Source organism: Flavobacterium branchiicola (assembly GCF_018383905.1).
GTDB classification, from domain to species: domain Bacteria; phylum Bacteroidota; class Bacteroidia; order Flavobacteriales; family Flavobacteriaceae; genus Flavobacterium; species Flavobacterium branchiicola.
Genome location: NZ_JAGYWA010000001.1, coordinates 562,190 through 582,244 on the forward strand (window position 1 = coordinate 562,190; position 20,055 = coordinate 582,244).

The window sequence follows — 20,055 nt, forward strand, 5'->3', positions numbered from 1 at the left end:
CAAAATATGGAATTCAAAATAACCATTCCTGAACCTTGTCACGAAAACTGGGATAAAATGACGCCAAAAGAAAATGGCCGTTTTTGTCTGAGCTGTTCTAAAACGGTTATTGATTTTACAAAAATGCTTCCTGAGGAAATTCAGCATTATTTCATTCAAAATAGAAATGAAAAAATTTGTGGCAGATTTAAAAAATCGCAATTGAATACTATAAATATTCAAATTCCAAATCGGGTTTTATATTCTCAAACACATTATCATAAAATGTTTTTGCTTGCCTTATTCATTGCTATGGGAACAACTTTGTTTAGCTGTCAGGATAAAGACGGAAACAAACAAAAAATTGATACAATCGAAGTCGTTGAGGATTCAAAACAGAATGAAAATGCAAAACAAATTCCACCACCACCAGCCCCTCCACTAAAACAAGACAATCAAGATTACCATAAAAAAAGTACACAAAGGACAACTGGCGAAGTGATTTTAGAAAATCAGACAAACTCAGTCAATAAAACAAAAAAGAATAAATTAAAATTTAATGTGGCTTCAACAAATTGTGAAAAAACAACCTATCGCAATCATAAATCTTCATCAAAAATAAATGGCAGAAAAACGATTGTACAAGATTCTATTGTAAAAGAGGAGGATATTTATGTCACCGGAGCTGCAATCGAAACAAAAGCAGATTATCCAAATGGAATTAACGCTTTCTATGCGTTTTTTGCTCAGGAATTTAAAAGGCCTGAAAAAGTTGAGAATTCAAAAGATCGTATTCTTGTTTCATTTGTCATAGAAAAAGATGGGGCTTTAACATCAATTGAATTTCCAAAAAATATCGATTCTCAATTAAAATCAGAAATAACACGTGTTTTAAAACTGTCTCCTAGATGGATTCCAAGTGAACAAAACGGCAAAAAGACAAGAACAAAATACAGCTTTCCAATATTCCTTGAAAATGAAGATAAATCATAAAGTAACTGCTCAGACAAAGTATTACAAACTGTTTTTGCCAGTACTGTATTTAATTGTCGGAATAACTTTTTTCAGTTGTCAAAATAAAGAAGTTAAAAATACTGAAGTTCCCCGCGATACTTTAACAACAAAATCTGGTGTTTCAGAGAAAAGTACAATAAGCACGAAAAAAACAGATCAACCACCGCCAGATTCACCAAAAGTGGAACAGCTTAAATTAGAAAAACCAATACCAATTGTAAATAAAGAAGTAAGCGAAACTAAAACTTCAAAAGCCGATAAGGCAAAAAAAGAGAACTCATCAGTAGTTGTAAAAGCCCCTTCAAATCTTAATGCAGAATTCCCGGGCGGCATTGATCAATTTCATAGTTTTTTTATGAAAGAATATAAAAAGCCCGAAAGCGTAAATTATTGGAAACTTAATTTCACTCTTGCATTTGCGGTAGAAAAAAATGGCTCTGTTTCATTTCTTGAATGTTCTCCAGCAGTTGAAGAACCTCTGGAAAAAGAAATAATCAGAGTTTTAAGTTTATGCCCAAAATGGCAGCCGGGTGAATCGAACGGAAAAAAAATCAGGATGCAATATTCTGTACCTATTTTATTGAAATAAGACTCGGCAGAAAAATTAAATTTAAAACCGTAAATTTGCTTTTTACCTTACAATGAAAAGCAATTTACTTTCAAACATATACAATCCTGCTGATTTACGTTTACTCAACGAAACTCAATTACCGCAACTGGCGAAAGAATTACGAGATTTTATCATTGATATTGTTTCTGTAAAAGAAGGTCATTTGGGCGCTAGTCTTGGCGTTGTAGAATTAACGATTGCTTTGCATTACGTTTTTAATACTCCCGAAGATTTACTGGTTTGGGATGTTGGACATCAAGCTTACGGACATAAAATCCTGACGGAAAGAAGAGAAAATTTCGACACCAACAGACAAATAAACGGCATTTCCGGATTTCCTAAAAGAAGCGAAAGTGTTTATGATACTTTTGGTGTAGGACATTCTTCTACTTCTATTTCTGCTGCGTTGGGAATGGCGATTGCGTCTAAATTGAAAGGTGATTTAGATAAAGAACATATTGCCGTAATTGGAGATGCTTCAATTGCAAGCGGAATGGCTTTTGAAGGTTTAAATCACGCCGGAGTTACTGATGCTAATATTTTGGTTATTCTAAATGATAATGCTATCGGAATTGATCCAAGTGTTGGTGCTTTAAAAAAATACCTGACTGCGGTAAAAAACGGAAAAAATCCAAAGCAAAATAACATTATAAAGTCTTTGAATTTTGATTATTCTGGTCCAATTGACGGACACGATCTTCCGAAATTAATTAAAGAATTAAAGCGTTTAAAAAAGATCAAAGGTCCAAAATTCCTTCATATTGTTACCACAAAAGGAAAAGGTTTGCAACAGGCTGAAGAAAATCAGGTAAAATATCATGCGCCCGGTAAATTTGATGCTTTAACAGGCGAACTTCAACTTAAATCTGAAGAAAATCTTCCTCCAAAATATCAGGATGTTTTTGGCTTAACTATATTAGATTTAGCCAAAAAGAACGAAAAAATTATCGGAATCACGCCGGCAATGCCATCCGGAAGTTCTTTAAAATTTATGATGGATGAATTACCGGATCGTGCTTTTGATGTTGGAATTGCAGAACAACATGCTGTAACTCTTTCTGCAGGAATGGCGACTCAGGGCATGATCGTATATTGCAATATTTATTCGACATTTTTGCAGCGCGCCTACGATCAGGTCATACACGATGTGGCTTTACAGAATTTGCCTGTAATATTTTGTCTTGACAGAGCCGGTTTGGTTGGAGAAGACGGCGCAACGCATCATGGTGTTTTTGATATTGCCTATTTAAGAGCAATTCCAAATCTCATTATTTATGCGCCAATCAACGAAATCGCACTTCAAAACATTTTATATACGGCGCAGTTAGGTTTAAATCATCCTATCGCAATTCGATATCCGCGTGGTCGTGGTGTATTGCCAAATTGGGAAGTAGAAAATTTCGGACATTACGACAAAATTAAAATCGGCGAAGCTCACTGCCTGAAAAACGGAAATCTGACCGCTGTTTTATCAACCGGAACAATCGGAAATAATGTTACTGAAGCACTAAACCAATGTTCTAATTCAGATACAATTGCGCATTATGACTTCCCTTTTATTAAACCATTAGATAACAATCTATTACACGATATTTTCACACGTTTCAAGACTATAATTACGATCGAGGACGGAACTGTAAATGGAGGTTTTGGAAGTGCTATTTTAGAATTTGCAGCGGCCCATAATTTTAAAAATGACATCAAAATTTTGGGTATTCCGGATGACTTTATTGAGCATGGAACCGTGTCTCAGTTACAACAATTGTGTAAGATTGACGTTAAAAGTTTAATAAATCTTTTTTCAAATGCTGTAAAATAATTATTTTGCAGCTCCAAAAACTAAAATAAGCCTAATGAAATTATTGCGTTCTGCCCTTTTGCTGTTATTACTAATGTGTACTTCAAATAACTTTGCACAAATAATACAAACTACATTAGACCCAAATCAATTACCTGCATTACCCTCTAACTGGGCCAAAAAAAATCAGTTAGGTTTTGATATTTCAGAGATTGCTTTCGTCAATTGGAGCGCGGGGGGAACAAGTTCTGTTTCGGGATTATTTAAGGGTGAATTCAACAGAACTTATCAAAAGAACAACCATAAATGGGTAAACGAACTTATCGTAAAATATGGTTTAAATAAACAGGACGGAATTGAATTAAGAAAAACAGATGATGCACTTCAATTTAATTCAACTTACGGTTTTAGAAAAGATACTGTAACAAACTGGTACTATTCTGCAAAATTTAACTTCAACACACAATTTTCAGACGGTTATAATTATCCTAACAGGGATGTTGCTATTTCTAAACCATTTGCCCCAGCTTATATTTTCCTTGGAGCAGGAGCTGAAAACTCAAATAAACAAAAAAACAGAGTCTTTTATTTCTCTCCAATTACGTTAAAAACCACTTTGGTTTTAGATGATACTTTGGCAAATCAGGGCGCATTTGGGGTTCGAAAAGCGGTTTATGCAACTGACCCTTTAGATCCTGCAAATACGATTTTGGTTCAGGAAGGTCAAAAAGTAAAAGCCGAATTTGGTATTCTTTTTACCGCTTACACAAAAAGTGAAATTTATAAAAACGTTTTCTACGAAAACCGACTAAGTTTATATACTGATTATTTGAACAAATTCGGAAATGTCGATATTGATTATGACACCCGTTTAGACCTTGTTGTTAATGCTTATGTAAAAGCAAATATTGGTGTACATTTAGTATATGACGACGATATTAAAACCAAAAAAGACGTGGTTGATCCTGTATCTGGAGCAACCAGTCAGGTTAATGACGGACCAAGAATGCAGTTAAGACAAGTTCTGGGTGTAGGTCTGGTTTATGCTTTTCAATAATAAATTTCCTGAATTAATTGGTTTTTCTGCCATTAATGGTATCAAACAATTCTAAGGCGTTTCCGTCTGTTAGCAGCGAAACATAATGACAAATATGAAGCAAACGCTCATATAAATTCGTTTTTTCTAAATGATGTTTTTCAGGCAGCATTTTCAAAAGTAATTTATCATAATTTGAGGCTGTTCCTTCATATTTGTTATTGAAAGCTGTAATAAATTTATCCAGTAAAGTCTGGATGATTTGATAACCTACAATTTCTTTCTCGATTACTTCACGGCTTTGATAGATTTTCTCAACACTCAGGTTGATAATATCATTCATCTGCGCTTTGTATTTACTTTTATCTGTTAAAGCAAAAGGGAATTTCCCTGCCATAATTGCTTCTTCATTTTCGATAAAAACATCAACAGCATCATTAATTAAAGAACCAATGGCAAGTGCACGCAAATAGCTTATTCGGTCTTCTTTTGTTTCAAGTGTTTTATATTTTACTACGCCAATATTGTCTTTTACCAACTTGATCAGGTATTCTAGAGCGTAATCTTCAGAAACTAGTCCTAAATTAATTCCGTCTTCAAAATCTATAATGGTGTAACAAATATCATCTGCCGCTTCGACTAAATAAGCCAAAGGATGTCTTTCAAAACCAATATCATCGCCCGATTTATTGGCAATCATTCCCATATCATGGGCAACTTCTTCAAAAAAAGATTTATCAGTCTGGAAGAAACCGTATTTTTTATCGGCAATATTATTTGTTGGCTTTTTAGGAAGACTTTCTTTTGGGTATTTCATAAAAGCTCCCAAAGTAGCATACGAAATTCTAAGTCCGCCTTCAATTCCCGGGCGACTTGCCGTTAATACAGAAAATCCGTTGGCATTTCCTTCAAAATCAATTAAATCCTGCCATTCTTTAGCCGTAAGCTTATCTTTAAATTTCGCTCCGTTTCCGATAGAAAAATATTCTCCAATCGCTTTTTCACCAGAATGTCCAAAAGGTGGATTCCCAATATCGTGTGCCAATGAAGCCGCAGCCACAATAGCTCCAAAATCATTCATATGGTAACCGTGAACTTCTTTCAGATAAGGATATTTTTCGATAATCTTTTTCCCAACCAAACGTCCAAGCGAACGCCCTACAACCGAAACTTCCAGACTGTGCGTTAAACGGGTGTGCACAAAATCGGTTTTAGAAAGCGGAATAACTTGTGTTTTATCTTGTAAACTTCTAAAAGCAGCAGAAAATATAATTCGGTCATAATCGACTTCAAAACCTAAACGGGTATCATCTTGTTCTACACGTAATCTTTTGCTTGTATCTCCCTGACGTTTTAATGATAAAAGTTGTTCCCAGTTCATTTTATGATTTTAGATTTGTGATTTTAGATTTGTGATTTTAGATTTTAGATTGATGATCTAAACGTCAAAAATACGTTTTATTTTAGGATTTTCTACTTCTTTAAAACTCTAATGCCGTGCTGTGTTTGATTTCTCCCATTACAAAAATACTGTTGGTATTTCCAATATTTTCAATAGTTGATAGTTTATTCATGACAAAATCCTGATAGCTAGCCATATCCTTTACCAAAATCTTCAGCATAAAATCATAGTCACCTGCAATGTTGTAGCATTCTATAATTTCAGGAAGCGCCACAATATCTTTTACAAAATTACTTCCCACATTCTTTGCATGTTCTTTTAAACGTACATTACAGAAAACGGTCATGCCACGATTCATTTTTTTCTTGTCTAAAAGCGCTACATATTTTGTAATGTAACCATCTCTTTCGAGTCTTTTAATTCGTTCATAAACCGGAGTAACCGTCAGAAATAATTTACTTGCGAGGTCTTTTGTGTTGATATTTGAGTTTTCCTGAAGGTGTTTCAGGATCAATAAATCTGTTTTATCTAAGTTTTCCATAGTTTTTTTTACGGCTAAAGTTTCATTAAAAAGATTTTTACAGTAATAAAATCTTTAAAAAATACATTTTAAAACATATTTTACTGAAATAAAACTCAAATATAAGTTATAAAAACCAAGAAAGTAAATTTGTTCAGTAAAAAATACTGAATCAAAAATGAAAACAAACAACTTAGGCTATCCAAGAATAGGCAGCAACAGAGAACTAAAAAAAGCCAGTGAATTGTACTGGGCAGGACAAATTTCGGCAGATGAACTTATCGCAGCCGGAAAAGAAATTCGCAGCAAAAACTGGCATTTACAATCGGCAGCGGGAGTAGATTTAATTCCGTCTAATGATTTTTCTTTTTACGATCAGGTTCTTGATTTAACTTTAACTGTTGGTGCAATTCCGGCACGTTATCACGAACTTGCAAAAAACAATTCATCTCTTGACTTGTATTTTGCTATGGCAAGAGGATCTCAAAAAAATGGTCAGGATGTTGTTGCCATGGAAATGACAAAGTGGTTTGACACCAACTATCATTATATTGTTCCTGAGTTTACTAAGAACCAAAAGTTTGAATTGTTTTCCGAAAAAATAATCAATGAATTTAAAGAGGCAAATGAATTAGGAATTAAAACAAAACCCGTTTTAATTGGGCCTGTTTCTTATTTATTATTAGGAAAAGAAAAAGAAGAAGGTTTTCACCGAATTGATCTTATTGATGCGCTGCTTCCTGTATATTTTGAAATTTTCGAAAAACTTCAGGCTGAAAATGCTGATTACATTCAATTAGACGAACCGTTTTTAGCTCTAAATTTAACGGATAAAGAAAGAAAAACGTTTACAGAAGTGTACAACGAAATCAACATTCGTTTCCCTAAACTTAAAATTGTTTTAGCCAACTATTTTGATTGTTTTGGAGAAAATTTAGAAACGGCGCTGGCGCTTCCGGTTGATACTTTTCACTTAGATCTAGTTCGTTGTCCACTTCAATTAGATGATATTTTACAATCAGGAAAACTGGCATCAAACGTAAATCTTTCTTTGGGAGTTGTTGATGGAAGAAATATCTGGAAAAATAATTTTAAATCTTCTTTAGAATTAATCAAAAAAGCGGTTGATGCTTTAGGCGAAAACCGAATTTTAGTGGCTCCATCTTGTTCTTTAATTCATAATCCGTGCGACTTAGATTTAGAAACAAACGATCAGACACTTACTCCGGAAATTAAACAATGGCTGGCTTTTGCTAAACAAAAAATCAATGAAGTTGTACTTTTAAAACAATTCGCTTCAAACGAAGTTGACGTTAAAAATTCTGTTGATTACGAAAGAAATGTCATTGCAAACGACAATCGTAAAACTTCAAAATTAATTCATAATAATGAAGTTAAATCCCGAGTTACCGGAATTACAGCTTCTGATGACAAACGTAAAAGTGCATTTGCAACAAGAAGAAAAAGCCAGATTGAAGCTTTAAATCTGCCGTTATTCCCAACTACAACAATTGGATCTTTTCCTCAGACAGCAGAAGTGAGAAGCTGGAGAGCAAAATTCAAAAAAGGCGAATTAACTACTGAACAATACAACGACTTAATCGAAAAAGAAACCGAAGCTACGATTCGTTTTCAGGAAGAAACCGGAATTGACGTTTTAGTTCATGGTGAGTTTGAACGTAACGACATGGTGGAATATTTCGGAGAGCAATTAGCAGGATTTACGTTTACCAAAAATGGCTGGGTTCAGAGTTACGGAAGCCGTTGCGTGAAACCTCCGGTTATTTATGGAGACGTTTCACGACCAAAACCTATGACGGTAAAATGGTCTGAATATGCACAATCTCTAACTCCAAAATGGGTAAAAGGAATGTTGACGGGGCCAGTAACCATTTTACAATGGTCGTTTGTACGAAACGATCAGCCACGTTCTGAAACTTGTACACAAATCGCTTTAGCCATTCGCGACGAAGTTGTCGATTTAGAACAAGCGGGAATCAAAATCATTCAAATTGATGAACCTGCCATTCGTGAAGGTCTTCCGTTAAGAAAAGAGGAATGGGCAAACTATTTAGACTGGGCAGTAAAAGCCTTTAGAATTTCTGCAAGTGGTGTAAATGATGATACACAAATTCACACACATATGTGTTACAGCGAGTTTAACGACATCATCCAAAACATTGCCGACATGGATGCCGATGTAATCACAATTGAATGTTCGCGTTCGCAAATGGAACTTTTAGATGCATTTGCTAACTTTAAATATCCAAACGAAATTGGCCCGGGAGTTTACGATATTCACTCGCCGCGCGTTCCGTCAAGCGATGAAATGGTTCGTTTACTTGAAAAAGCTGCTGCGGTTATTCCGGTAGATCAATTATGGGTAAATCCTGATTGTGGTTTAAAAACGCGTCATTGGGATGAAACTAAAAAAGCACTAATCGAAATGGTTGCAGCCGCACAGGAAATGAGAGCTGCCGTAGAAAACCCGGTGAGTTAACACTTTATATTTTAAATCTATTTTTGTTTTTTATGCCAACAAATAAAGCCGAATTTTAGTTATGATTCATTTCGGCTTCATTATGTTGGCATTGTTTTTTTATTTAAAGCCAAAAATAAATCTTCAAGATTGCCACTAAAACTATTTTACTTTTACTAAAACAAATGGTTCTTCTATTAAGTCTTTTTAAATGAATTCTTAATGAAAGATTCTTTCGTTCTATATTATTTGTCCCAAACCGCTTCGTTTTATGAATGAGAGGATCAATTAGATATTTATAATGCTTTAGTTTATCTGTATAAATTGATTTTGGTTTAGATAATTTTAGCGTATCTAAAACTATCTTTAATGTCTTGTTCGTTCGGCTTCCAACATTAAAACTAACTACTCTTCCAGATTCTCTTTCTAAAGCATAAACGATCCATATTAATCTTTTTTTTGTTTTTATAAAAGTAGCCATTTCATCTACTTCATAAATTTTTCCCATTGCAATAATTGGTCTCTGAATATTTTCTGCAATTAACAAAATTCGTTTAAGCAATGTTGTTGTCGAAATCTTTAGAATTCGAGCCGTACTTCTAATGCCTAAACCTTCTTTTGTAAAAATAATTATTTGTTGATCTAAAGAATTATAACAGGCTTTATTACTATAACTAGATTGCTGTTTCCTTTTGCATATTTTACATTTATAACGCTGAACGCCGTTTGCCTGATATCCGTTCTTACTACAATTTTCTCCACAAAATCTACATTTTATTTCCATGCCCTAATTTGATACATCTTATTAATATTCATTTACTTTTAATACCATAACTACACTAAAACGAAAAAGACAACCCGAAGGTTGTCTTTGATTTTGGCAAAATTTTATTTTTTCACCCTAATATATTCCTATTTATTGGTCTTTAGATGCAATGCCCTATTTTGATACATGACCCGGTTTTTAAACGTCCTCATTAGCTTCTTCCCAAGTAATAAAACCTTCACTCCAATTGTCCTCATCAAGCTTATACTTATCTATTGAAAAACAATCTATAGGATAATCTTTAAATCCCTTCTTGTTTTTAAATCTATTTATCGCTTCTTCTGCCTCTACAAAAGTCGAATAAATACCAATAGTTTTAACTTCTTCAAACTCTCCAATATCATAACTATGTTGTAATAAATATACTTCTTCCATAATATTATTTAATTTAAATTATTCAAATGATCTGTCCCCCCATTTTTGTATTTGATTATATTCTGTTGTTGGACCAGTTTTGTAATTTCCTTCCCCATATTTTGCATCCAACAATCTTTTGGCAAACTGTTTACCATTTTCTCCTTTGAAAGGCTTATTCCCTTTTGCCCAATCAGGAGCATTTTTTGCACCTTCTTTTCCAGAAACCCCAGCTTTTGCAGTTTTATATTCAGGTGCCTTTGTAGTAGAAGAACTAGAAGAACTAGATGATGAAGAACTAGATGTATTTTCAGGGTCTACCCCCATACTCATCAATGTAGCAAGTGACTGTGCTAAATCTACCGTTCCTGTTACTGCAACTCCTCCACCATAAACGGCAACACCGACCCCTACTGCTGCACCAGCTCCCATTGTCTGAGCACCAGTTGTTGCAGCCATTGTTCCTCCTGTTCCTGCAATATTTCCTCCTTCTACTATCATTGCGATATCAGCAATTGCTCTACCAGCATAGTAAGAGATTAATTGGCTTCTTGTGAACGTATTAGGCGGTTCTGTAAGTCTGAATAAATCCCCTAATCCTACAGAATAAGCTGATGCTGTAGCATGTGCAGAACCTAAAGCTGCAGCGGCCGTATTTGTGGTAAGTCTATCTAAACCTCCTAAAATTACCGAATAATTCTGCTTTCCGTTCGGATCTTGATATATTACTGGATTATTATAGCAATAGCCATATGAATTTAAGTTTTTACTATTGTAAAACCCTCCATTATGATCTCCATCACCATAAAACTGACTTTCCATTACTGGATTATAAACTGCAAGCGGATCAACGGATATAAACAATCCCATTTTCGGGTCTTGGTATCTAGCTCCAAAATAGTACAGGCCAGTTTCTTTATCCAGTTCTTTCGAAGTGAACAGATACGGTGTATTCCACTTGGCATTCTTCTCTTCCAAGAAAACTTCCCCGAAAGGCACGTACTCGATATGCTGCACTACTTCGCCATCTAAATTAGTCAAATAAGACGAACTGCCCAAATGATCTGGATGGTAATAATATTGCTGTAACTCTGCATTATCATTTTTAGCAGCCATTTTTCCTGTTGGAGAACCGCCAGATGCAGTGCCTCCAGTAGGATTACAACAGAACCCGACACCATTTACATAATCATTGTTATCAACTCCATAATAAGGCACTTCAAATGTATCGTAGTTTGCTTTTACAACGGCTAATGCTTTTTTGTATTTCGCATCGTAATTTACTTTTACGCCTGAAAAAGATTCTCCTGCTTTTTCTACTCGTCTCGGGTCTGCACCGTAGCTTTCGAAATCACCAATTTTAGAAACAATTCGCTGTGACCCAATGTAGATGTGTTTGGTATAACGTCCTCCATTTTGTGCCACTAAATAAGGATTTACATACAATGTAAAATTGTCTGTTGCCGTTTTTCCGCCTGAGAATACAGAGTTTACAAAAATACCCTGCCCGCCACCAGATAGTTTTGTAACACGCTCACCACCTGCATCGTAAGTGTAATTGCTTACATAACCGTTTATACTTACAGCGCCAAGACGGTTTTCTTCGTCCCAAAGGTATTTTTTTTCCTGCGCTTTTTCAGCTTGCAACAAATAATCAACATTATTGGTATAAATCATGTTTCCATTCTTATCATAACTATAATGGTTATACTTATATTTCTCTGTAGCAGGATCCGTATTTTTTGAACGATATTCGGTTTCACCAACAATGCCTAACTGGTTGGGGTTGGAATCTTTTTCTTTACGAAATATATAACTATTAACTGTTACAGCCCCTGGTTGTACTATATCTTCCTGATATACATCTTGCGATTTATTGGTAAGATTATGTAAATCATCATATTGCAGTTGTAGATTGTAACTAGCGTATTTTTTATCAGCACCTTTAAATACTCCTTTTGCAGACTCTAATTGATATAAATTATCATAGCTGTATGTATGAGTCATGGTTCCTCCCATTTTTCCTGTAATTCCTGCTGCGCGGTTACTAACACTTAATACATTACTTACTTGGTCATATTCGTAGGTATTATCCATGAACATTCTTGGTGTATTAATGCCTTGATATCCTGCACCAGATTGAGCCGTCATGTTCTGGAGTCTTCTTCGTAATGGTTCGTAATCGTATTTGGTTTCGGTTCCGTTACAGAATTTGAGGTAGCTTCGCTGCTCAAATTTGTCGTAACCTATTTTGTTTACATAATTATAGGTATAGGCTTTTTTGCCTTCTACGGTCTGCAACAATCCGCCTGAGTTGTAGGTGTAGCTTATTTTTTCTTGATCAGGATAAATCATTTCCTGCAAACGGTTCCAAGAGTCGTATTTCCAACTTGTCACGTAGGTTGCCACGGCAGAGTTTGGCACTATTACGGTACGGCGTATGCTTTCGATTTCGCCCATTGTACCATAGGAGAATTCTTGTGCTCCTGTGGCATCTTCGACCAAAATAAGTCTTCCTTTACGGTTCTGGCTCTCATTTTTAGAACCGAAAACATAACGCACATCATTTTCTGGATGTTCGGGATAATGTATATTGGTTAACCTGTTGTAATCGTACTCGTAGGTTATTTTTTTATTTTTCTCCAGTAAATTGGCAGTTTGTCTCTCCATTAGATTGCCTAACGCATCGTATTTAAAGGTATTTTTGCCAGCATCTGGATGTACAAATTGTATACGTCTGTCTGCCATATCGTAAGTGCTTATTGTTTGCTGTCCGCGAACATCAGTCACTACAGTTGGCCTGTTTATACCGTCATACTCAAATTGTGTTGCTACATTTTTGGCGTCTACGGTTTTCATTGTTAAGCCTGAGCCATTTACAAAACTTGTACTTGTATTGTTTAAAGGATCTATAATTTGTGTTTTTAATAGATCGTTTTCTATGCTGTATTGAATCTCGGTAAATATACCATCTGGTAATTTTGTTGTAAGCGGTCTGTCTAAAACATCATAGCTTGTTTTGGTTGGTTCTACCGAGTCAAAACTATCCATCAATTTATTCCAGTCGCCCAACGGTGCTGTCTGTGGGTAATAGGTTTTTACAACTCGACCGAAAGCATCAAACTTGGCACGGCCAGAAACAATCATTAGATTGCTCTGCTGGTCGGGCGTTTTATTGCTGGTAATGGCTGCATCTTTTTTTACCTGAATGGCTCTTCCTATTCCGTCTACAAATGTTACCGTTTCGATAGGGTCTTCGGGGTGCTGTGCATCAAAATGTTTGGTTCTGGCATAAGCCGTTCTCGTAATATTTCCGTTAGCCATTTCTACCTTCGGGAAATAGTCCATCATAATCGTATAGGGCTTGCCTGCAGCGGCTTCTTTTGGCGCTTGCACTTTGGTCAAACGTCCAAATTCGTCAATTTCTTTTTTAATTACATAACCGTTAATGTCTTCTGTTTCGAGAGCAATTCCGTAACGGCTGTCGTAATTACGATTGTAACTGCGATAACCAAACTGGTCTGAAACTTCTTCGGGATACATTCTAAATTCGTCGTCGTAACGGTATTTTATGACCGGACGTTCCTTTTTGTAGTTCTCTGGCAGAGTTTTCTGGGTTATGTTTCCGTAAGCATCGTATTTTAAATCGGTTACTGCCCAATCTGTATCGTTTAATTTTTGTTTTACCTGCGTGATATGGCTGGCAAAATTAGGATCGGCATAGGCTGCTCTAAAATCACGAACTGTTTTACCACCTGTAGTTACCGTACTATTTACTGGCAACCCCAGAATATGTTTACCTAAATTTGCGGCATACGAAATTTCTGTTTTGTAATTTCCTGTAGTGTTATCTTTATAACTATAACTTTTTAAGTCGCCAAAGTCTCCCTGATTTACATAGTACTGATAGTCTATTTCATTTAATTTGAGGGGTAATTTCTTACAATAAATAGACGATTCTGCTTTTTTAAGCGGGGTATAACTCACGCCTCTGTCTGAGCATATTTTTGTTTTTGGCTTAAATTGATAAACATCTCCTGTTGCCTCCAAAGCATAGGTATAATATTCGTTTATACTTTCTGTAAATTTTTCTCCATACGGTATATCGTTTTCTGAGCCATCATAACTTTCTATTTTTGAACTCAACAACTGCCCGCTATTGTAATAATCTTCTGTATTATAAACTTGTGTTAATGTTCTATAGGGTCTATCATTATTTTCTGTATCAAGATTTTGAGTTCTTATTAGACCAAAACCAAGAAATGTTCTTTCGTGGCGTTCGTATTTTCCATCTGAATAGATAAACTTTGTTTTCATGTCTGGCCCATCGCTGACAATTCCGTCTTTTACCATAACGCTCTGCATCACCCATTTTCCTCCAGGATGATTATAGGTTGGTTTACTGCGGCTGTAGTCTACCATATACTCTGCTCCAAGTGGGGTTTGTACCGATTTTAGTTTATTGGTACGGGCTATGGTGGAGCGTTTTACTTCTATACTGTTATCTACGGTTGAGCTAAGATAATCTGGAAATCCGTCGCCATCTATATCCTGTAACTGACTTTCTGTACGGTTACTAGAAAGTCCTACATTGACACCTGGGTTAATAGCTACTTTAACAAATACGGCTGGTATTGGAATTGTAAACGCTGCATTTAATGATTCTGCGGTTGATGATCCTTGACCCAAAACCCCTAAGCCATTCCAAGACATTTGAGCGCTGAAACGATCTCCTAAATTAAGACGTACTAAATCATTTTTGAAAACCTGATCGACCAATCCGTCACCATTTACATCCTGAAGGCTAAAATCGTTCCATGTAATATTTTTTACAATACCGTATCCCGCGCTGATTGACGAGGAACCAAAATCTATTCCTAATCCGAAATTAGGAGAGATTGATTCTGCTTTGGTAATATTTTCTAATCCAAAATCTATTGGCGGTGTAAAACCATATCCTAAATTAAGCTGTACTTTTTTGTCTGCCAAAATTTTATCTGGCAAGCCATCTCCATTTATATCTGTCCAAGTCTGTACAGAAGTTTCTTTATTATAATCTACTCCCCCAGATGGCGTAAAATCAGTTTTACTTTGTGCCGCTTCTAAAGCTGATTTTGCACTATTAGCTTCGGTTGTAGCAACCGATTCTGTTTCACAATCAGCCGCTGCTCTAGTTGCTTCGGCCTTATTATAATCTGCTTGCGCAGTATTAATTGCATTGGCATGTTTTGCTGCAGATCCTGCAGACACGCCATAAGATGTCGACGTACTGCTGTGTGGTCCTGCAAAGGCAATATTTTCTCCATCAAAACCACCTCGGCTATTGGTCATCTGAATATTGCCTTTGGTGATAATGTCTGGGAAACCGTCGCCGTTCATGTCTTGAAAATCGCTAACTACTTCTGATGTACCGTTGGCTGTACTAACGGTGAAAGGGCTTACTCCAGCCTGTTTTGCCGTACTGGTTGCTTTGGTTCTTTTTGTTACAGCAAATGCTCCTGAGGCTTCTGTACAGTAAGTATTGTTAGTATTTGCCGTTCCTCCGTTTAATCCCGCTAATGGGTTGGTCAATACAACATTAGTATCGCCCAGACGTGAACTTGACATTACTGTATTGTTTACATAAAGCAGGTTATTGGCTCCCGACCAGAACTTTTTAGCAGTTACATCTGGTGTCATTGCCATAAAAATCATTTTTCGAGGGTCTGTCTCTGCTTTGTCTGAATCTGGCAATATTAATTTACTCTGATCTATAGGCTGAGTAGAACGTCCGTTCATACCATTGTAAATAAACTGCCCCCAATGGCGCTGCATAGAACCAAATTTTTCTGCATCGGCCAAAGCTGGTGCAAATACCGCCGCAGTTAGTGGTATTCCGTTTATATTTACTGTGGTTACTGGTGCTGTCAAGGTACCACCCACCAATGCCATACGATCAGAAATGGTATATTCTATCCAGATTTTATCGCCTGCCGTTGTCGTTATCGCCAATGGCGTTGCTGTGGTTAACTTGCCATTAAGCATTGTATAATTGCCTTTATTAAGCAAAACACCTGTGTTTGTTTTGGCAGACAGTGTTACTTTGTAGTTTTTATTGTCTGTATTTGCAGATGTTAGCGCTGGAACTAAACTTAGCCCTCCAGTTGTTGTTGCTGTATATAAGTTTCCTTCTATTAAATGACTGGCAAAAATGCCGTAATCCATAAAAGGTATGGTTTCATAATCTGATGTTCCGGTAATATTTGCTTTGTTTGCTCCTGTACAGTTTAAATCTGCAACTCCTGATCCACTAAAAGCTCCTGATGGGTAATGAGTCAGTTTAGCATCCCATTTTATTTTATCCCAAGCTACATTGGTATCACTTGTCAGGGTAATTTTTACTTCCTGATAATCGGCACTTATGCCAGATAGCAGTGCCTTGGCTGTTAATGTGCCATTAAATGTTTCAGTTGCGGTAAAGTTTCTACACCAAAGGGTTTCAAAAGTTCCTGTATTGTTTTTTCCTAAAATGCTTACCAGAACAGCATCGCTGGTAGCAGGTTTTACAAATGTTCCTGTTATTTGTATGGCTCCCGCTTCGTTTACATTTTGAATAATAATATTAGACGTGCTATTTTCTACCACAAAGCCTTCACTTGCTTTGTAGCTATAGCGCTGTTGTCCTTCTGGATTTGTTGGCAGGTTAATTCGGCTGGCATCTGTATAAGTAATAATAGGGTTCCAATCTACTTGATCAAAAGCTCCGTTGGCCAATTTATTTTGCCCTGACTGTACTCTAAAGTATACTTTTTCACCTTGAGCTACTGTTTGCTGCGTTGCTGCCATACTTGCTGACGGTTCAGTTTTAGTCAGCGCCTTTTGTCCTACTATCCAACTATTGCCTTTCTGAATGCTTACAAATACTCCGTCTGCCAATGCATACTCTGCTTCATCATGCGTTCCTGATGGTGGAATAAGCGTGGCTGTACTTTCTATTTTTATAGTTCCTGCAAATGGAGCTTCCCAAACACGCACCACATCTTCTAGTGGTGAATTGGCAATAACTTCTTCTTGTTCGGCAGGGTCTACCGCAGTCACGCTGGTATCTATATTACCGCTTACAAACATTGGACTGGCAGTATCAGAACTTGAAGCGGTAAAAGTGGGTATTGCCTGACCGTTCAAATTAACAATATGGTTAAAGTACACTACACCATCACGTACTAAATCGACCAGACCATCATTGTTGACATCCTGAAAATAGGTATAATTTGCAGTTTTACTAGTTTGATAACTGTCTCCAATTGTAACAATTGCTTTTCCTACACCCGCGCGACCACTTATACCATAGCTAGAAGCTGACGATTTGGTAAACGAAATTCTAGAAATTCCGTTTACATCCAAACGGCCTCCAAAAGTACCGTTCCCTAGGTTTGGACGATAATAGATACGACCTGCTGATTTAAAAACTTTGTCTGGAAGACCGTCTCCGTTGATATCTACAAGAGCCAAAAGTCCGTCTGATTCTGATGGTGAGTAAGAAAAACTTGCTCCAGCAGTATTTCCGGTTGTAGGCTGTGCGTCGATAGGACCAACTCCTACATAAAGAGAAAATCCTCCTGAGATAGAGACTCCTCCTCCTAGGGCTGAGATTTTGTCATTAAAAAGAACATCTCCTGCTATTTTATCTACCTTAGTAACAATTCCGTTTCCAGTTACATTATCTGTTCCTGTATCCCACTCTTCGCTACTATTAAAGGGCACATAACCTTCGGCTGCTTTTACATCATCATAATAGTCAAAAACATGCTCGTTGAATTTAGCACCACTGGCATCATTTTGCATTACTTTTTCTAAAAGTGTTTTCTTAAACGCTCCGTCTCCTTGTTTGTAAACAAAATCGTAACTGCGCAATGTGTTTCCTAAATGTTTGACGGTTACTTTGGTTAGCAATTTATGTTCAGATGTTAGAAATCCGTAACGACCGCTGCTGGTTTTGACTGTTTTGTTTGCTGCACTGGTAAAGACAATTGTACTGTGCGCATTATCGCCTTTATTGCCGTATTCTATTTGAGACAAATACATGGCTTTTGCCGTTACACTACCTCCTATGGTTTCGTTTACTGCTGTATACGTATATTTGATATAATCGCCATGCAGTTCGGTTACACTGGTCAAATACCATTGCCCTACGTTGCCATTATCGCCTTTAAGACAATCGGCATATTTATATACGGTACCATTTCTGTCGGTTACTTCCCAAGTATAATCTTTAGGGCTATTGCCTTTTCTAATTATTTTGCTGAAACCGCTTTCTGTTCTGGAATAAAATTGCACGTCGCCAGATTTACGGGCTATTTTTTCACCTCGATGCGCTACTGAAGGGTTTTGATTGTCCATTACCGCCAGCATGGCTCCGCCCATACTATAGGTTTCTGTTTCTAGTGTGGTACTATAACGCGGTACTCCCCAACGGGTATCTATGCTAATGGTTGGTACATGCATGTCCCAGCCTTCTCCAAGCCAGCCGCTGCCACCATCACTATTGTAGCTTACATTTATATTGGGCTGCATGCCGTTGCGCGCAGGCGGCACTTCTATTGCATAACTCAAATTGGCCGAACCTTGCGGGTTTGCTGTGGGCGGTTGTATGTTTTGTACTGCTGCTGTTGGGTCTGCGGCTTTAATATCGCTCATCATTGTAGCTGCAAATCCTTGTGTATCTGGCGACTCTGGTGTTTTTATAACACCGTTGATCATATCGGTAAAGTGAGTTGTTTTTGAGATAATAATCTGATGTGCTACATCGAGACTATCGCGCTCTAAGGCTTCCCAATGTCCTGTGTTTTTATCGTAATAAAAAGTGCGAATATCATCTTCTGTATATCCTGGCGGCAGTAATTCTTTGTTATAACCCAATTTTACCAATGCGCCATCCGTAAAATGTTCGCCATGAGGTAAAAAACGATATCCAAATCCTGAGGTGAGGTTGGTCATGGTTGGATCTAAAGCTGGTAAATCTATAGCACGCAAAGGTGTAATACTCAGGTTTTTATTTTCTAATAAGGCAGATTCGTTTACTTCTAAAGTAGCTGCCCCTGCACTTAACGCCATTTTCTGCCCTTTCACAAATATTTTTGTTTGTCCAGCAAATACGGCTGTCAATGGCTCTTGATATACCGTTCCTGCTGGTTCTAATAATACTTGCTGTTCTAAAATCTGACCGTTAGAATTAATTCTCACCACTGCTTTTAAATCGCTTCCTGATGGTAAAATAGTTTCGAAAAAGCCATTGTAATGTGGTACATTTTTTCCGTTTACTGTAACTTGATTTTCGGCTGTTAATCCTTGAATAAAACCACTTACATAACCTTCTCCTTTATAACTTAATCCTTTTAAATTGTCTAATCTAAGCGCCGTTGCTTCACCTTTCTCAATTACTAAAGCCAGCTTACGAACTTGATAACCGTATTCTGCATTTTCGGGTAATGAAAACTGAAGTGTGTTCTCACCTATGCTTAAACTGCTAGCATTTAGATATTGTTCCTGTTTACTCCATTGGTCGCTTTGCTGTACCCAAGTACCTCCATTCGCAAATTCGTCATTGACGCTTATTGCAACTCCTTGCAATTCGTATACTAATTTTACACGATCTTGGGCTGTAAGCTTTTCTTGAATATTAAAATGGAATAAATTATCTGCTGGATTATCTAGTGCTTTTCCGGCGTAACGCCCGATAACTCCTCCACTTTCTACTGCGGGAACTACTATTTGGTTGGATTTATTTGCAAAAATGGCAACGGTTTTTTCTTTATGATTTGGTTTGGAATCGTTTATCACTCTTGCATTATTCAATTGCTTTTCGTGATTTAAACCAGATCCTGAAACCGAATTATAAACGGCTTTTCTTTCGTACCTAAAAGTATAGGCAAATGCACTTTGTCCAAATAATAATACTGCCAATATACTGGCAGTACTTTTTTGTATTGTTGATTTCAAATTTTTATTTTTTTCCATGGTTTCCTAAAATTGGTATGGATTGCTGTATTGCTTTCAAA

Annotated in this window: 10 protein-coding genes; 5 read left to right on the plus strand and 5 right to left on the minus strand. The window is 36.7% G+C overall.

Annotated elements, in window-relative coordinates:
* The first annotated feature begins 6 nt into the window (after nt 1-6).
* The 4 genes from KHA98_RS02410 to KHA98_RS02425 are packed head-to-tail and all read left to right on the plus strand — an operon-like array spanning nt 7 to nt 4,458.
* The gene (locus KHA98_RS02410; RefSeq protein WP_213254895.1) at nt 7-972 is read left to right on the plus strand and encodes a hypothetical protein; all 966 of its coding nucleotides are present in this window, start codon (nt 7-9) and stop codon (nt 970-972) included.
* The gene (locus tag KHA98_RS02415; protein WP_213254897.1) at nt 956-1,582 is read left to right on the plus strand and encodes a hypothetical protein; all 627 of its coding nucleotides are present in this window, start codon (nt 956-958) and stop codon (nt 1,580-1,582) included. Before KHA98_RS02410 ends, KHA98_RS02415 begins: the two co-directional genes overlap by 17 nt.
* A 52-nt stretch (nt 1,583-1,634) precedes the next feature.
* Nucleotides 1,635-3,422, plus strand: coding sequence for a 1-deoxy-D-xylulose-5-phosphate synthase (locus KHA98_RS02420; protein WP_213254898.1), 1,788 nt, complete (start codon nt 1,635-1,637; stop codon nt 3,420-3,422).
* Nucleotides 3,423-3,456: 34 nt separating this feature from the next.
* The gene (locus tag KHA98_RS02425) at nt 3,457-4,458 is read left to right on the plus strand and encodes a DUF3078 domain-containing protein (RefSeq protein WP_213254899.1); all 1,002 of its coding nucleotides are present in this window, start codon (nt 3,457-3,459) and stop codon (nt 4,456-4,458) included.
* 13 nt (nt 4,459-4,471) lie between these two features.
* On the opposite strand, the gene KHA98_RS02430 is transcribed toward KHA98_RS02425, so the two are convergent.
* Together KHA98_RS02430 and KHA98_RS02435 are read right to left on the minus strand one after the other, a co-directional pair.
* Entirely contained in the window at nt 4,472-5,818 is a 1,347-nt protein-coding gene (locus KHA98_RS02430; RefSeq protein WP_213254900.1) for a deoxyguanosinetriphosphate triphosphohydrolase, read from the minus strand.
* A gap of 100 nt (nt 5,819-5,918) precedes the next feature.
* Complete coding sequence (locus tag KHA98_RS02435) at nt 5,919-6,380, minus strand: Lrp/AsnC family transcriptional regulator (protein ID WP_031454329.1); 462 nt, start codon at nt 6,378-6,380, stop codon at nt 5,919-5,921.
* A gap of 157 nt (nt 6,381-6,537) precedes the next feature.
* Here KHA98_RS02435 and metE point away from each other — a divergent pair, with 157 nt between their 5' ends.
* Nucleotides 6,538-8,859, plus strand: a complete 2,322-nt coding sequence (metE, locus tag KHA98_RS02440) for a 5-methyltetrahydropteroyltriglutamate--homocysteine S-methyltransferase (RefSeq protein ID WP_213254901.1) — start codon at nt 6,538-6,540, stop codon at nt 8,857-8,859.
* Nucleotides 8,860-8,962: 103 nt separating this feature from the next.
* Here the strand turns inward: metE and KHA98_RS02445 are convergent, their stop codons facing one another.
* From KHA98_RS02445 to KHA98_RS02455, 3 genes are all read right to left on the minus strand, one after another.
* A complete protein-coding gene (locus KHA98_RS02445; protein WP_213254902.1) occupies nt 8,963-9,622 on the minus strand; it encodes an IS1 family transposase in 660 nt (219 codons plus the stop codon).
* Nucleotides 9,623-9,802: 180 nt separating this feature from the next.
* A complete protein-coding gene (locus KHA98_RS02450; protein ID WP_213254904.1) occupies nt 9,803-10,039 on the minus strand; it encodes a DUF7336 domain-containing protein in 237 nt (78 codons plus the stop codon).
* A gap of 18 nt (nt 10,040-10,057) precedes the next feature.
* Entirely contained in the window at nt 10,058-20,014 is a 9,957-nt protein-coding gene (locus tag KHA98_RS02455; protein ID WP_213254906.1) for a SpvB/TcaC N-terminal domain-containing protein, read from the minus strand.
* Nucleotides 20,015-20,055 lie beyond the last annotated feature (41 nt).

Coding starts and splice junctions, on each gene's coding strand:
- KHA98_RS02410 (WP_213254895.1), top strand. CDS start 7: ATGGAATTCAAAATAACCATTCCTGAACCTTGTCACGAAAACTGGGAT.
- KHA98_RS02415 (WP_213254897.1), top strand. CDS start 956: ATGAAGATAAATCATAAAGTAACTGCTCAGACAAAGTATTACAAACTG.
- KHA98_RS02420 (WP_213254898.1), top strand. CDS start 1,635: ATGAAAAGCAATTTACTTTCAAACATATACAATCCTGCTGATTTACGT.
- KHA98_RS02425 (WP_213254899.1), top strand. CDS start 3,457: ATGAAATTATTGCGTTCTGCCCTTTTGCTGTTATTACTAATGTGTACT.
- KHA98_RS02430 (WP_213254900.1), bottom strand. CDS start 5,818: ATGAACTGGGAACAACTTTTATCATTAAAACGTCAGGGAGATACAAGC.
- KHA98_RS02435 (WP_031454329.1), bottom strand. CDS start 6,380: ATGGAAAACTTAGATAAAACAGATTTATTGATCCTGAAACACCTTCAG.
- metE (WP_213254901.1), top strand. CDS start 6,538: ATGAAAACAAACAACTTAGGCTATCCAAGAATAGGCAGCAACAGAGAA.
- KHA98_RS02445 (WP_213254902.1), bottom strand. CDS start 9,622: ATGGAAATAAAATGTAGATTTTGTGGAGAAAATTGTAGTAAGAACGGA.
- KHA98_RS02450 (WP_213254904.1), bottom strand. CDS start 10,039: ATGGAAGAAGTATATTTATTACAACATAGTTATGATATTGGAGAGTTT.
- KHA98_RS02455 (WP_213254906.1), bottom strand. CDS start 20,014: ATGGAAAAAAATAAAAATTTGAAATCAACAATACAAAAAAGTACTGCC.